8 protein-coding genes are annotated in these 14,850 nt (G+C 71.4%); 6 read left to right on the top strand and 2 right to left on the bottom strand.

The annotated features are described in order from the left end of the window. Positions 1 to 29: 29 nt before the first annotated feature. Both VZL07_RS01845 and VZL07_RS01840 read right to left on the bottom strand, forming a co-directional pair. The gene (locus tag VZL07_RS01845) at positions 30 to 4,127 is read right to left on the bottom strand and encodes a DUF4215 domain-containing protein (protein WP_426753590.1); all 4,098 of its coding nucleotides are present in this window, start codon (positions 4,125 to 4,127) and stop codon (positions 30 to 32) included. Between the two features lie 20 nt (positions 4,128 to 4,147). Continuing rightward, positions 4,148 to 5,977 (bottom strand): OmpA family protein, encoded by a 1,830-nt coding sequence (locus VZL07_RS01840; RefSeq protein WP_426753589.1) that lies wholly within the window; start codon positions 5,975 to 5,977, stop codon positions 4,148 to 4,150. A 373-nt stretch (positions 5,978 to 6,350) separates the two neighbouring features. Between VZL07_RS01840 and VZL07_RS01835 the strand changes: the two genes are divergently transcribed. The 6 genes from VZL07_RS01835 (at position 6,351) to VZL07_RS01810 (ending at position 14,842) form a co-directional block, all read left to right on the top strand. After that, positions 6,351 to 8,819 carry a sigma-54-dependent Fis family transcriptional regulator gene (locus VZL07_RS01835; protein ID WP_426753588.1) on the top strand — a complete coding sequence of 823 codons (2,469 nt, stop codon included), beginning with the start codon at positions 6,351 to 6,353 and terminating at the stop codon, positions 8,817 to 8,819. A gap of 198 nt (positions 8,820 to 9,017) precedes the next feature. Further along, the gene (gene adh / locus VZL07_RS01830; RefSeq protein ID WP_426753587.1) at positions 9,018 to 10,538 is read left to right on the top strand and encodes an aldehyde dehydrogenase; all 1,521 of its coding nucleotides are present in this window, start codon (positions 9,018 to 9,020) and stop codon (positions 10,536 to 10,538) included. Beyond that, entirely contained in the window at positions 10,538 to 10,975 is a 438-nt protein-coding gene (locus VZL07_RS01825; RefSeq protein ID WP_426753586.1) for a DUF779 domain-containing protein, read from the top strand. The genes adh and VZL07_RS01825 overlap by 1 nt, the downstream gene beginning before the upstream one ends. A 302-nt stretch (positions 10,976 to 11,277) precedes the next feature. After that, positions 11,278 to 12,348 (top strand): TauD/TfdA family dioxygenase, encoded by a 1,071-nt coding sequence (locus tag VZL07_RS01820; protein WP_426753585.1) that lies wholly within the window; start codon positions 11,278 to 11,280, stop codon positions 12,346 to 12,348. Between the two features lie 50 nt (positions 12,349 to 12,398). Then, complete coding sequence (locus tag VZL07_RS01815) at positions 12,399 to 13,715, top strand: pyridoxal phosphate-dependent decarboxylase family protein (protein ID WP_426753584.1); 1,317 nt, start codon at positions 12,399 to 12,401, stop codon at positions 13,713 to 13,715. Beyond that, a complete protein-coding gene (locus tag VZL07_RS01810; RefSeq protein ID WP_426753583.1) occupies positions 13,712 to 14,842 on the top strand; it encodes a DUF819 family protein in 1,131 nt (376 codons plus the stop codon). The genes VZL07_RS01815 and VZL07_RS01810 overlap by 4 nt, the downstream gene beginning before the upstream one ends. Positions 14,843 to 14,850: the final 8 nt, after the last annotated feature.

Here is a 14,850-nt window from a genome sequence, read left to right as displayed (position 1 = left end):
TCCCGGCGGAAAGTCGTAGTGGTCCGCCCTTAGTCGCGCTTGCGCCGACGCAGGCCGAGCAGGCTCAGCAGCGCCACCCACGAGACGCCGGGCGCCGCGCTGCAGCCGCCGCCCGCGAAGGCGCGCGTGAGCTCCACCCGCCACGTGTACGTCGCGGGCGTGCTGTCCACGTTGCCCGCGCGGTCCGTGGCCCGCACCCGCAGGGTGTGCTCTCCCTCGCCGACGTCGTAGCTGTCCCGGCACGGCTCGAAGGGGCCACCGTCGAGGCTGCACTCGTAGGTGACGTCCTCTTCGGAGGCGCCGTACTCGAACGTCGCCGTCGGGTTCTCACCGCGCGCGGGCGGCGAGCGCCGGATGACCGTGTCGGGCTCGTGCGTGTCGATGAGGAGCTCGCTGGGAGCGGAGGGCGCGCTGGTCTGGCCCGTGGCGCCGTCGGTGGCGGTGGCCGTCAGCGTGTAGGGCCCGTCCTCGAGCGGCTCGGCGGGCGTGCACGTCCACTCGCCCACGTCGTTCGTGGTGGCGGTGCACAGGACCGTGTCACCCGCGGACACCGTCACCACCGTGCCCGGGGCCGACGTGCCGCTCAGGGGCGGCGTCGGGTCGTTCAGCACGGCGCCGTCGGGCGGACCGGTGATGACCGGCGCCTCCGGCCCGCTGAGGGCGATGGTGAAGGTGACAGGCGTCGAGGTGGGGCTGGGGTTGCCGCCCGGAGGCGTGGCGGTGGCCGTCACCGTGTGCGACCCCTCGGGCAGGGGCGAGGTGGGCGTGCAGCTCCAGTTGCCGTTCACGTCGGCCGTGGCGGTGCAGAGGACGGTGCCGCCCTCGTACACCGTCACCTCGGCGCCCGGCGTCGCGGTGCCGCTCAGGGGCGGCGTCTGGGTGGTCACCACGGCGCCATCGACAGGGCCGGTGATGACCGGCGCGGGCGAGGGCGTGGGGTCGACGGTGAAGTCCACCGTCGAGGTCGTCTGCGGCGCACCCGGGTAGGTGGACGTGACGACCGCGGTGTGCGGCCCCTCCTCGAGGTCACCGGGCAGCGGGCAGCTCCAGTTGCCCGAGGTATCGGCGACGACCGTGCACACGGGGGCGGGGTCGCCATCGAGGTACACGTCCACGGTCGCGCCCGGCGTGGCCGTGCCCTCCACCTCCGGGCCCGCGGTGCCACCCGGCGTGGGCGAGGTGACGACGGGGGCCTGCTGGCAGATGGACAGCGCGTCCACGCGGTAGGTCACCGCGGTGTCGGAGTTGTTGTTGAGCGAGCAGTCGGTGTCCACCAGCGCGAGGCGCACATCGCCCGTGGCCGCCGTGAAGTCACGCGACACCGGGAAGCCCAGCACCATGGCCTCGGCCCGCGTGGCCGAGCCCGGACCGGACGCCGGCACCTGGCCCAGGGAGAAGGCCTGCAGCTGCGTGCCCGCGTTGGCGTTGACGCCGATGATGCCGGGGTACCAGCTGACGCCGTCCGAGTAGCTCACCGCGCCCGACACGTACCGGACACGGTAGCGGCCCGGGACGCTCAGCGCCGCCTGGATGGCGTCTTCGGGCAGGGCCGGCGCGGCGAGGTCCGTCACCTGCGTGCAGTCCGTGATGCCCCGGCGGCTGATGAACACGTGCACGTCCGCCGTCTGGCACGCGAAGCCCGACTCGATGGTGCAGGTGGCCGAGCAGCCGTCGCCGTTGACGGTGTTGCCGTCGTCGCAGGCCTCGCTGTCCGCCTTGATGCCGTCACCGCACGTCACCGCGCACGTCGACGGGATGCCGGTGCAGTCGAAGCCCGCCTCGATGGCGCAGGCCGCGGAGCAGCCATCACCATGGGTGGTGTTGCGGTCGTCACACTGCTCACCCTCGTCGAGGACGCCGTTGCCGCAGATGCCAGGGGTGACACAGGTGTTGGTGGTCGGGTCGCAGACGCCGCTCTCGCAGACGCCGGACGCGTTGCAGGACTGGCCGTCCTCCAGCAGGCAGCGCGCGGAGCAGCCGTCGCCGTTCTCGAGGTTGCCGTCGTCGCACACCTCGCTGCCGGCGCGGACGCCGTCACCGCAGGTGGTGGCGCAGGTGCTGGGCGCGCCGCTGCACGAGTAGCCACTCTCCACGCGGCAGCTCGACGAGCAGCCGTCGCCGCTGTCGGTGTTGCCGTCGTCGCACGTCTCGCCGCTGTCCACCGCGCCGTTGCCGCAGGTGTTGAAGCACTGCGTGCCCGCGCCGGGGCAGCTCCAGCCCGGCTCCACCGCGCAGGTGGCGGAGCAGCCATCGCCGGCCGTGGTGTTGCCGTCGTCGCACGTCTCGGTGCCCGCGCGGATGCCGTCACCACAGAGGGTGGCGCAGGTGCTGGGCGCGCCGCTGCACGAGTAGCCGCTCTCCACGCGGCAGCCCGACGAGCAGCCGTCGCCGGCCGAGGTATTGCCGTCGTCGCACGTCTCGTTCGGGTCCAGCGCGCCGTTGCCGCAGCTCGCGATGCACACGGACGGACCGCTGGTGGGCGTGCTGCACGCGTAGCCATCCTCCACGCGGCACTCGGTGTTGCAGCCATCCTGAGGATCCAGGTTGCCGTCGTCGCACTGCTCGCCCGGGTCCACGTTGCCGTTGCCACAGGTGGCCACGCAGGCCTGGCCTGGCGTGGGGCACGCGTAGCCCAGCTCCAGGGTGCAGGCGTTGGAGCAGCCGTCGCCCAGGGTGGTGTTGCCGTCGTCGCACAGCTCACCCGGGTCCATCTGGCCGTTGCCGCACAGGGGGGCGCAGTTGGACGGGGCGCCCTGGCACTCGTAGCCCCGCTCGACGCGGCACGCGGAGGAGCAGCCGTCCGAGTCAAAGGTGTTCCCGTCATCGCACTGCTCACCCGCGTCGATGGCGCCGTTGCCGCACGTCATCACGCAGGCCTGGCCCGGAGTGGGGCAGGCGTAGCCGGACTCCACGCGGCAGCTCGCGTTGCAGCCGTCGCCGGCCGAGGTGTTGCCGTCGTCGCACTGCTCGCCCGGGTTCAGCGTGCCGTTGCCACACGTCTGGGCGCAGGTGCTGGGCTGGCCGGTGCAGCCGTAGCCCGCCTCGATGCCGCAGGTGGCCGAGCAGCCGTCGCCGTCGGTGGTGTTGCCGTCATCGCACTCCTCGCGCAGGGACACGGCGCCGTCGCCGCAGCGGTCGTCATACGCGTCGACGAACAGGTAGCGGAAGGAGTTGGGCTCGGACTCCAGGTTCTCGTTGCACAGCTCGATGCGGTTGCGGCCCGCTTGCCAGGGCGCGTTGGTGCCGAACTCGCGGAAGATGTTCTTCTGCCAGGGCTGACCTGGCGGCTCGCTGACGACGGTGGGCGTGAAGGGCTGGCCGTTGACGCGCGCGCTGTCGAACTCGTTGTCGTTGAAGGTGGCCAGCCGCAGGCGGAACTGCGAGATGTTGGTCGTCGAGGGCACCATGAAGTCCTGGTACACGCAGACGGGCTCCCCCAGGGGCGCCGCCATGAAGCGGGCCGTCTGGAGCTCCTGCGGCCAGTCGCTGGCGGTGCGGGGGCCGGTGGCGGCGCCGGTGGTGGTGCCGCTGTAGAACCAGTGGGGATCCGGTCCGGACTCCAGCCGGCGGTTGTTCTCGTCCACGCCGGTGTTGAAGACCGTCACGCCCGCCCGCACGCAGCGGCTGGGGCTGCCCGCGCAGGCGAAGCCGGGCTCCACCTCGCACAGGCGGCTGCAGCCGTCGCCCTCGAAGCGGTTGCCGTCGTCGCAGATTTCCTGCGCGTAGGACGGGTGCGCGCGGTTGTCGAACACGCCGTTGCCGCACAGGGACAGGTCGCAGTCCGCCGTGCAGTTGGAGGCGGGGTCGTCGCTGTCGCACGCCTCGCCCGGGTCGACGTCGCCGTTGCCGCACAGGCTCGCCAGCGAGCAGGGCCGCCCGGGCACGTGGCACAGGTAGCCGGCTTCGATGGTGCCGGTGGCGGAACAGCCGTCGCCGCTGGTGGTGTTGCCGTCGTCACATTCCTCGCCGGGCTCGAGCCGGCCATCTCCCACGAGGGAAGCGGACTGGCTCGCGAGCACGGGCTCGGAGGGGGCCGGGGACGGACGTGCGCCGCCCGAGTCACAGCCCGTCAGGGAGGAGAGCAGCGCGAGACAGAGCGCCGCCGACTTGAAGACACGCGTATTCATGGGGATATCTGCCTCGATTCTCAGTGGGTGTCGGTGGAGGGCTCGCCCTGCTGCGTCTGGATGCCCTCGGCATCACCGACGATCTTGAACTCCACGCGGCGGTTCTTCGCGCGGCCCTGCGCCGTCGCGTTGTCCGCGATGGGCTGGGACGGACCGAAGCCCTTGGACTCCAGCCGCTCCCGGGCCACGCCCTTGCTCACCAGGTACTGGACCACGGCCTCGGCGCGACGCTGGGACAGGTCCAGGTTGTAGTCGGCGTTGCCGCGGTTGTCGGTATGGCCTTCGACGCGCACCTTCTCGACCTCCGGGTGGGCGTTGAGGATGTTGGCCACCGTGTCGAGCAGCTTGTGGCTGCGCGCGACGATGACGTCCTTGTTGTTCTCGAAGTAGACGGCCTCGAGCAGCTGGATGCGGTTCTCGCCAATCTGCGCGAGCTGCTTCTGCTTGCAGCCGTGGTTCTTCGCCGGGCCGGGCTCGGTGGGGCAGTTGTCCAGCCGGTCGACGATTCCGTCACCGTCGCGGTCCTGGTCCGGGCAGCCGCGGTTCTCCCTGGGGCCGGCATCGTTCGGGCAGCGGTCGGTGGTGTCGGGCACGCCGTCGCTGTCGTTGTCCGGGTCCGGGCAGCCGTCCTCGTCCTGGAAGCCGTCCTGGTCCTCGGGCTGGTCGGGGCACTGGTCCTTGGAATCGGAGACACCGTCGCCATCCCGGTCCGGGTCATCCGGGCAGCCGTCGTGGTCCTCGAAGCCGTTGACGTTCTCCGCCTCCTTCGGGCAGCGGTCCGCCAGGTTGGCGATGCCGTCGCCGTCGTCGTCGCCGTCCGGGCAGCCGTAGAGCTCCGACAGGCCCTCGTCGGTGGGGCAGCGGTCCGCCGCGTTCTTGATGCCGTCACCGTCCAGGTCGAGGTCCGGACAGCGGGCTGGGTCATGCGGCTGGCCTTCCACACATGCGTTGGGCGTGGCGGAGGGCGTGCCGAAGTTGAGGCCCGCGAGCACCCGGAACGACGGCGTGCCCGGCGTCTGGCCGAAGCCAGGGCCACCCATGGCATAGAACTCCGTGCCGGCGGGCGTGGGGATGCGCACGCCGAGCAGCACCTCCATGGATTCGGGAGCGTCCGCGACGGGCAGGGTGCCGCGCACCACCAGCTCCTGGCGGAAGCCGGCCAGGCCCGCGGACAGGTTGACGCCGCCGTTCACCTCCGTGCCCAGCTCGTCCAGGAAGGGCTGCGTGTTGGGAGACAGCGCGTACGTCTTGGTGCGCACCAGCGCGCCCACGTCGGCGCCCACGCGGAACGTGCCGCCCAGCTGCTTGCCCAGACCGATGCGCGGGGAGAAGACGAAGCCCTCGTCCCGGGTGAGCGTCTCCGTGCTGCCGAGGGGCAGGGCCGCGCCGAGGTGCACGCCCAGGTCCATCCAGCTCCCCCGCTGCTCGGAGAGAAGGCCCGCGCGGGCCTGGAGCCAGGGCGTGCCCAGCGCGCTCGTCGACGGCGTGGTGACGCCCAGCGCTCCGGTGTCCGGCCCCCACTGCGCGACGATGGGCACCTGCGCGCCCAGCTCGAGCCAGTCGGTGACGGCGTAGGCACCGCTGAGGTGCACCGTCACGCGATTGGAGACGATGACGCCCTGCTGCTCCCCACCAGAGACGAGCACCAGCGGCTCCTTCTCATAGTGTCCGGTGAGGCCGAGGCGGTACTCGCCGCGGGACATGAGGTCGCCGGTGGACAGCACGAGGCTGTCTTTCGCGCCGGGGTTGAGCTGCAGCCGCTCCAGCTCGATGCCGGGGATGCGCTGCGTCTGGGCCTGGGCCGTTACAGCCCAGAGGACGGCCAGCCCTCCGAGCCATGGGTAATACATGTGTGAAGACAAGGGTTCCTCCCCCTCAACGTCGCGCCAACACGGCGCACGCGGGTGTCCGCCTACCTACAATGCAACAAGCCGTGTTTTGCATGTGACGCGCCACATCCCTGCAAATACGGACCTGGGACGTCTGTGAGAGGGACCTGTGGGGTGGGTTGGGTCTCGGGCCGCGCGGTTGACGCGTCAACGGCCTGGGACAGCGGGCGCCGGACACGTCAATGACGCGTCAGGCGAGGTCGCCGCCCTCAACGCCCGAGGTGGGGTAGGTGGCCATCCGACAGGCAAGACGCGCTGCGTCAGGTTGGGCCAGAAACATTGCGGCGCTCGGCGGTTGTTGTCCCCGCGGAGATTCCACCAAGATTCAAGGTCCTTGGGGACGCTGACGCTCAGCGCATCACCGCTCCTGTGGGAGCAGTTTCTCGTCGGTGCACTCGACGGGGAGGCCGGGCTGCGCCCGGAGCTGAGGTCCATCCTGCCTCGCTGGCAGCGGTCGCGGACGCTGGGCGCCCCGAGCACCGGTCAGCCAGACGAAGGGCCCAGTGTGGGGAGCCTGGCGCTGGTGGAGCGCCGTGCGCGGCTGGAGCCGGTGTGGCATGAGCTGGGCGGCATGCTGGAGATGCTGTCCGCCGCGCCGCTGCCCTCGGGCCGGGTGGCGGTGCTCGCGGACCGGGAAGGCGTCATCCTGGCGACGCGCAGCTCGGGCGGGGACTTCACGGCGCATGCGGACTACGTGCGTCTGGTGGAAGGCGCCTGCTGGGATGAGACGTCTCGCGGGACGAATGCCATTGGCACCGCGCTGGCGGAGGCCTCCGCTGTCGCGGTGGTGGGCCCGGCGCACTACGCGCAGCGGCACCATGGGCTCGTGTGTTACGCGGCGCCGGTCCATGACCCTTTCGGGGAGCTGGTGGCGGTGCTGGATGTCACGGGGCCGGCCGGGGCCGCGGACCCCCTGGTATTGGTGGCGGTGGCGAGCGTGGCACAGGCGGCCGAGGCGCGGCTGCGCGAGGTGGCCTGGGCCCGGGTGGCCGCGGCCGCCAGGGGCGGCCTGGAGTCGCGTCTGGCGCGGGAGGACGGGCCGGTGCTCGTCATCGAGTCGCCCGGGCGCGTGAGCCGCGCCAACGCCGCCGCGCGGGCCCTGCTGGGCGGGCGGAACACGGCTTCCGTGGAGGCGGTGCTCGGCATCTCCTGGCGGGCGCTGGCGGACGCGTCGCTCCGGGGCGAGGCGCTGGAGGCGCGGGTGCCCAAGGCGGGGCCGGCCTGGCGCGTCCATGCGGAGGCGGTGGGGACGGGGAGCGCGGCGCTCGCGGTGCTGGTCCGGTTGGAGCCATTCGGCGCGCGGGCCCTGCATGGGACGCCCACCGTCGTCACCGGCGCGGGGCCTCAGCCCCTGGGCCTGTACGGCGACCCGGGTGTGCCGCCAGGCTTCGGCGTGGAGGCCACGGAGCAGGCCCGGGACGGAGGCCTGGACGTGTTCTCAACCCCCAGCCCCAGTTCCAGCGCGGAGCGCCTGGAGCAGGGGCGACGTGGGGCCTGGAACGTGTCGCCTGCGTCCATCACCAGTGGCGACTCCCTTGCCCATGCCTCGCCGGGCCCTCGGGACAGGTCGCCTGCTTCCATCGCCAGTGGCGACTCCCTTGCTCAATTCGCGCAGGGCCCGCGGGCCGTATCGCCGACGTCCACCCCTGGCGGAGCGTCCCGATACAGGGCCGATGACTCGCGACCGTCTCTGGACGCCCCGTCCTCGGGAGGCATGGGCACTTCGCTGCGAGCCCCTGTTCCAGGCGCATGGGCGTCGAGCCCGCTGCGTGCGGCCGGCCCCTGGGCGGCGCTCAAGGGCAACGACGCGCAGCACCGCGCGACACTGCGCGAGGCGGAGCGTTTCGCGCCCACCAGCCTGCCCGTGCTCCTGCTGTCGGAGACAGGCACGGGCAAGGAGCTGCTCGCGCGGGCCATCCACGCCGCGAGCACCGTCGCCACGGGGCCCTTCGTGGCGGTGAACTGCGGCGCGCTGTCGCCCGCGCTCCTGGAGAGCGAGCTCTTCGGCCATGCGCCCGGCGCCTTCACCGGGGCTCGCGCGGGTGGCGCGGAGGGAAAGCTCGCGGCGGCCGACGGCGGAACCCTCTTCCTGGATGAACTGGCGGAAATGCCCCCCGCGCTCCAGGTCCTGCTGCTGCGCGTGCTGGAGGACGGCTGCTACTCGCGCGTGGGCGAGTCCCGCGTGCGGCGTTCCCGCTTCCGCCTGGTGGGCGCCACGTGCCGGGACCTCGACGCCGCCGTGCGCAACGGCGCCTTCCGCTCCGACCTCTACTTCCGCCTCCAGGGCGCGGTGCTGCGGCTGCCCCCGCTGCGTGAGCGCACGGACCTGCCGGAGCTGGCCCAGGCGCTGCTGGCCCGGCTCTCGGAAGAGGAAGGGCTGTCGCCACCCGCCATCTCCGCCGCCGCGCTCGCACGGCTCGCCACGCATCGCTGGCCCGGCAACGTGCGCGAGCTGAAGACGGTGCTGCGCCTGGCGCTCGTGCGCGCGGGGGGAGCGCCGGTGCTGGACGTGGATGCGCTGCCCCCGAGCCTGGGCAGCTCGCCCATGCCGATGCAGCAGGCCGAACCGCCCGGCACCTTCATGCCGCCTCTGCCCACGCCACCTCGGGCGCCTGCCGTGGCGCGACATGCAGGGGCGGGGGCCGCCCGCCCGCTCCGGGAGCTGGAAGCGCGCGCCATCCAGGAAGCGCTGGCGCTCAGCGGCGGCAACGTGGCCCAGGCCGCCCGCCGGCTGGGCATTGCCCGCAGCACGCTCTACCGGATGGCGGAGCGCTTCGGCATCGCACTGCCCTCACGGGGCTGAACGTTCACTGCGCAACGGTGCCCGTCCTGGGACGGACGTGTCGCGCCCTGCATCACGCGTGTCCGGACAGGTGTCGCAGAGCGCGACACGACGCGCCGCGACGCCGACGGAGGCGGGCCCTGGCACGCGTGCTGCTGTGGAGCGGTCCGAGTCCAAAGCACGAGCACCCCACTCACCGCCCAACCGAAGGAGAGCGCAGTGATCTACGCCGCCCCCAACCAGCCCGGCTCCAAGGTCCAGTTCAAGCCCCGCTATCAGAACTTCATCGGCGGGCGATGGGTCGAGCCCACGCGCGGTCAGTACTTCGAGAACATCAGCCCGGTGACGGGCAAGCCCTTCTGTGAAGTGGCGCGCTCCACGGCCGAGGACATCGAGAAGGCGCTGGATGCGGCCCATGCGGCGCGTCTGGCGTGGGGCCGCACCTCGCCCGCCGCCCGCGCGAACATCCTCAACAAGATTGCCGACCGGATGGAGCAGAACCTGGAGATGCTCGCGGTCGCCGAGACGTGGGACAACGGCAAGCCGGTGCGCGAGACGCTCGCCGCCGACCTCCCGCTGGCCATCGACCACTTCCGCTACTTCGCCGGCTGCATCCGCGCGCAGGAAGGCGGCGTGAGCGAGCTGGACCACGACACCGTGGCGTACCACTTCCACGAGCCGCTCGGCGTCGTGGGGCAGATCATCCCCTGGAACTTCCCGCTGCTGATGGCGGCGTGGAAGCTGGCCCCGGCGCTGGCCGCGGGCAACTGCGTGGTGCTCAAGCCCGCGGAGCAGACGCCCGCGAGCATCCTCCTGTGGACCGAGCTCATCCATGACCTGCTGCCCGACGGCGTGCTCAACATCGTCAACGGCTTCGGCGTCGAGGCGGGCAAGCCGCTGGCCAGCAGCCCTCGCATCGCCAAGGTGGCCTTCACCGGTGAGACGAGCACGGGCCGCCTCATCATGCAGTACGCCAGCGAGAACCTCATCCCCGTCACGCTGGAGCTGGGCGGCAAGAGCCCCAACATCTTCTTCGATGACGTGATGGCGCAGGACGACGACTTCCTCGACAAGTCGCTGGAGGGCTTCGCCATGTTCGCCCTCAACCAGGGCGAGGTCTGCACCTGCCCCTCGCGCTCGCTCATCAGCGAGCGCATCTACAGCCAGTTCATGGAGAAGGCGCTGGAACGCGTGCGCAAGGTGAAGCCGGGCAACCCGCTGGACACCGACACCAAGGTCGGCGCGCAGGCGTCCAACGACCAGCTCGAGAAGATCCTCAGCTACATCGACATCGGCAAGAAGGAGGGCGCCAAGGTCCTCACGGGCGGCGAGCGCGTGGAGCTCTCCGGCGACCTGAAGGGCGGCTACTACGTGGCGCCCACCGTGTTCCAGGGCCACAACCGGATGCGCGTCTTCCAGGAGGAGATTTTCGGCCCCGTGGTCAGCGTGACGACGTTCAAGGACTTCGACGACGCCATGCGCCAGGCCAACGACACGCTGTACGGCCTGGGCGCTGGCGTGTGGACGCGGGATGGCAATACCGCCTACCGGGCCGGCCGCGCCATCGAGGCGGGCCGGGTGTGGACCAACTGCTACCACATCTACCCCGCGCACGCGGCGTTCGGCGGCTACAAGCAGTCCGGCATCGGGCGTGAGAACCACCGGAAGATGCTGGACCACTACCAGCAGACGAAGAACCTGCTGGTCAGCTACAGCCCCAAGGCCATGGGCTTCTTCTGATGAGCGGCGCCGGTGCCGGCCCCGGTACGGGCGGACAGGGCGGCGCCACGGCGGTGGCCCGGGTGGACGTGACGCCCGAGGCCGCCGCCGTCATCCGCCAGCTCCGCGCCTCGCACGGGCCGCTGATGTTCCACCAGTCGGGCGGCTGCTGCGATGGCAGCGCGCCCATGTGCTACCCCGTGGGCGACTTCCGCGTGGGCCAGCGAGACGTGTTCCTGGGAGAGGTCGAGGGCTGCCCCGTCTACATCGGCGGTGCGCAGTTCGAGTACTGGCAGCACACGCACCTCACCCTGGACGTGGTGAAGGGGCGGGGCGCGGGCTTCAGCCTGGAGGCGCCGCTGGGTGTGCGCTTCATCACCCGCAGCCGCGTCTTCACCGATGAAGAGTACGAGCGTCTGAAGCACGCGCCGCCACCCCGGCGCGGACCTCCGGAGTAACGCTCGGCACGAGGGCCCGGCACGCCATCAGGTGCGCCGGGCCCGCTGCGTTTCACGGATGGCACGGTGTCTGCCATTGACGCATCCTGGCACTCGCCGTTAGCTTCACCTCACGATGCGTATTTCGTGCGACCGGCTCCTGACCACCGCCTGCGGCCTCTGTTGCCGCGGCGTGTGTTGTTAGTCGAGCCGCCGCACGCCCCGAAGCCAGCACCCGCGCACCCGTAGCGCGCTGACGCCCGCCTGAGCCGCGGTGTGTCCGGGTGCGCGCGTCCTTGCCCGTTCCTGCCCGGAGTCCCTCCATGACGATTCACCGACTCGAGTCGCACGCCGACTTCCTGCGCGTCCACTTCCAGCCCGGCGCCGGTCCACGCCACGCGGACTTCCACTGGTTCTGGCTCCGTCACAACTCGGAGCTGGACCGGCATCCGGTGACGCGCGAACGCATCGTCTGCTCGTCGGACCTGCCGCTGGAGCTGCGCCCCAAGGACGTGCGCGTCTCCGCCGACGCGGCCGCCCTGGAAGTCGACTGGGGCGACCGGACCGACGGGCAGGTGAGCCGCTACGACAGCCACTGGCTCCAGACGCACGCCTACGCCATGGGACGCAGCCCGGCTCCAGTGCCGCCCTCCGACAGCGCCGCGCTGGCGGTGGACCTCCATCGTCTCGACGGCCCGCTGGGCCACGCGGTGCTGCGGCGGCTCCAGGACACGGGCGCCGCCGTGGTGCGGGGCTTCGGTGCCGATACGGAGGCGCTCATCGCGGCCTTCGCCCGCGAGGGCCTCTCCGTCATCGAGACGCACTTCGGCCGCATCGAGGACCTGCGCACCGACAACACGACGAATCGCAACACGGACCAGCTCGGGTACACGGACAGCGCCGTGCAACTCCACACGGACCAGCCCTTCCTGGAGCGGCCGCCGCGCTACCAGCTCCTGCACTGCCAGCGGCCCGCGGAGGAGGGCGGTGAGAACAGCGTGGTGGACGCGCTCGCCGCGGCGCTGCATCTGGCGGACGTGGACTCGCACGCGTTCGACCTGCTGCGCACGGTGCCGGTGACGTTCCACCGGAAGCAGCGGGGCTTCGAGAAGGTGCTGGTGTCTCCCATCCTCGACTTCGCCGCGCCGGGAGGCTTTCGCATCCGCTACAGCTACTTCACGCTGGCGCCGCACCGCGTGCCCTTCGCGGAGATGGAGGCGTGGTACCGCGCCTACAACCGCTTCGCGAAGCTGGTGCGTGACGAGCGCCACCAGTACCGCTTCCGGCTCGCCGAGGGCGACTTCCTCATCTACGACAACTGGCGGATGTTGCATGCGCGCACAGCGTTCTCGGGCGCCCGGTGGATGAGAGGGGTTTACTTCGACGCTGAGTAGGCGACGCTCTCCCTTCCGGGCCACGCCAGGCCCCCATGACAGGAGCCGTGATGCCGAAGACGCCTCGTCTGACCTCTCAGGGAATGAGCCACCAGGACGTGCTCGCGAAGATGCGGGAAATGCGCGCGGAAGATGCGAACTGGCGGGAAGGCCGGACGTGGAGCCTCGTGTACAACGCGGGAGAGGACATCCGCCGGCTGCTGGCGGATGCCTATACGGAGTTCATGTCGGAGAACGGCCTGAGCCCGCTGGCCTTTCCCAGCCTGCGCACCTTCGAGTCGGAGGTGCTCGCCATCGCCGCGGAGCTGTTCCAGGGCGAGACGGCCGCGGGCACGATGACGTCGGGCGGCACCGAGTCCATCCTCATGGCCGTCAAGACGGCGCGAGACTTCGCGCGCGCGGAGAAGGGCATCACCGCGCCGGAGATGGTGCTGCCAGCCTCCGTGCACCCGGCCTTCCAGAAGGCCGCGCATTACTTCGGCGTGAAGCCCGTCAACGTCCCGCTCGCCGCGGACTTCCGCGCGGACGTGGAGGCCATGCGCGCCGCGGTGGGGCCGAACACGGTGCTCGTGGTGGGCTCAGCGCCCGCGTACCCGCATGGCGTGGTGGACCCCATCACCGAGCTGGCCGCCATGGCCCAGGAGAAGGGCGTCCTCTTCCACGTGGATGCCTGCCTCGGGGGCTTCCTGCTGCCGTTCGCCCGCCGGCTCGGCCAGGACATTCCCCCGTTCGACTTCGCCGTGCCGGGCGTCACCAGCCTGTCGGCGGACCTCCACAAGTATGGCTATGCGGCCAAGGGTGCGTCGCTGGTGCTGTACCGCTCGGCGGAGCTGCGCCGCCATCAGTTCTTCACCTATGCGGACTGGTGTGGCGGCATCTACGCCTCGCCCTCCATGGCGGGCACGCGGCCGGGCGGTGCCATCGCCGCGGCGTGGGCCATCCTCAAGTACCTGGGCGAGGAGGGCTACCTGAAGCTCGCCAGGACGGTGCTGGACACCGCGCGCGTCCTCCGCGAAGGCATCGCCGCCGTTCCCGGCTTGAAGCTGCTGGGCGCGCCGGAGCTCAGTGTCTTCGCCTTCTCGTCCGACACGCTGGACGTCTATGCCCTGGGCGACGCGATGGAGGCGCGGGGCTGGAAGCTGGACCGGCAGATGGGGCCGCCGGCCCTGCACCTGATGGTGACGCCCGCGCACGCGACCGTGGCGGAGCCCTTCCTGGCGGACCTGCGGGAATGCGCAGCCAGCCTGGCGAGTGGCGCGCCCGCCCCCGAGGGCAGCGCGGCCATGTACGGGATGCTGGGCGCCATGCCCGACCGCCGCGAGGCCGCTGACTTCATCCGCCAGTTCATGGACGCCCTCTACGAATGATGACGCTCATCCAGGTCCTTCTCCTGGTGGGCATCCCCGGCCTCACCTTGCTGGCGGCGCGGTACGTCAAGCCCGTGGCCTGGGTGGGGCCGGTGGTGGTGTGCTACGCGGCGGGCATCGTGCTGGCCAACCTGCCCGGCGTGCCGCTCCTGCCCGAGGTGAGCCTGTCGGTGAGCGAGGCCGCGGTGCCGCTGGCCATCCCCCTGCTGCTCTTCACCACCGACGTCCCGCGGTGGATGCGGCTGGCGCGCTCCACGCTGCTGTCCTTCGTCCTGGCCTGTGTCTCCGCGATGGTGAGCGCCGGGGCGGTGGGGTACGCCGTCGCGGGCCGCTCGGACGAGTGGTGGAAGATGGCCGGCATGTTGACGGGCGTCTACACGGGCGGCACCGCCAACATGAACGCGGTGGGGCTGGCGCTGGGCGTGCGCGAGGAGACCTTCGTGCTCCTCAACACGGCGGACATCGTCGTCGGCGCGGTGTACCTGCTCTTCCTGGTGACGGTGGCGCAGCGGCTGGCGCTCCTCTTCCTGCCGCGCTTCCAGAACGCCACCGGCTGGGAGGACGCGGGAGCGCACGGCGATGGGGCGCCCCTCTGGCCCACCTGGGCCCAGGTGCGTGGGGGCGGCCTGGCGCTGCTGCTGGCCGTGGCGGTGGTGGGGCTGTCGGCGGGCGTGTCGATGTGGCTGCTGGGGCGGCTGGACGTGACGGTGGTGTTGCTGCTCATCACCACCCTGGCGCTGGCGGCCTCGTTCCAGCCCGCCATCCGCGCGCTGCCGGGGAGCTACGCGCTGGGGGACTACGCATTGCTCGTCTTCTGCGTGGCGGTGGGGACGCTGGCCGACGCGAGCCGCCTCCAGGAGGCGGGGCTCTTCGTCTTCGCCTTCTGTGCCGCGGTGCTGGTGCTGGCCGTCGCGCTTCACTTCGGCCTGGGCGCCCTGTTCCGCATCGACGCGGACACGGTGCTCATCACCTCGACGGCGACCATCTTCGGGCCGGCCTTCATCGGCCCGGTGGCCCGTGCGTTGCGCAATCGGGAGCTGATGGTGTCTGGTGTGACCACCGGCATCATGGGGTTCGCGCTGGGGACCTACCTCGGCCTGGCCGTGGCCTGGTTCCTACGCCCCTGAGACGCCCC

The organism is Pseudomyxococcus flavus (assembly GCF_050038885.1).
GTDB lineage: Bacteria > Myxococcota > Myxococcia > Myxococcales > Myxococcaceae > Myxococcus > Myxococcus flavus.
Note: the sequence above shows the minus strand (reverse complement) of the source record. Positions and strands in the feature narration are given on the sequence as shown.

What these genes read in the sequence shown, in the direction of transcription:
- VZL07_RS01845 (WP_426753590.1), bottom strand. Translation starts at nt 4,127, where the DNA reads ATGAATACGCGTGTCTTCAAGTCGGCGGCGCTCTGTCTCGCGCTGCTC.
- VZL07_RS01840 (WP_426753589.1), bottom strand. Translation starts at nt 5,977, where the DNA reads ATGTATTACCCATGGCTCGGAGGGCTGGCCGTCCTCTGGGCTGTAACG.
- VZL07_RS01825 (WP_426753586.1), top strand. Translation starts at nt 10,538, where the DNA reads ATGAGCGGCGCCGGTGCCGGCCCCGGTACGGGCGGACAGGGCGGCGCC.
- VZL07_RS01820 (WP_426753585.1), top strand. Translation starts at nt 11,278, where the DNA reads ATGACGATTCACCGACTCGAGTCGCACGCCGACTTCCTGCGCGTCCAC.
- VZL07_RS01815 (WP_426753584.1), top strand. Translation starts at nt 12,399, where the DNA reads ATGCCGAAGACGCCTCGTCTGACCTCTCAGGGAATGAGCCACCAGGAC.
- VZL07_RS01810 (WP_426753583.1), top strand. Translation starts at nt 13,712, where the DNA reads ATGATGACGCTCATCCAGGTCCTTCTCCTGGTGGGCATCCCCGGCCTC.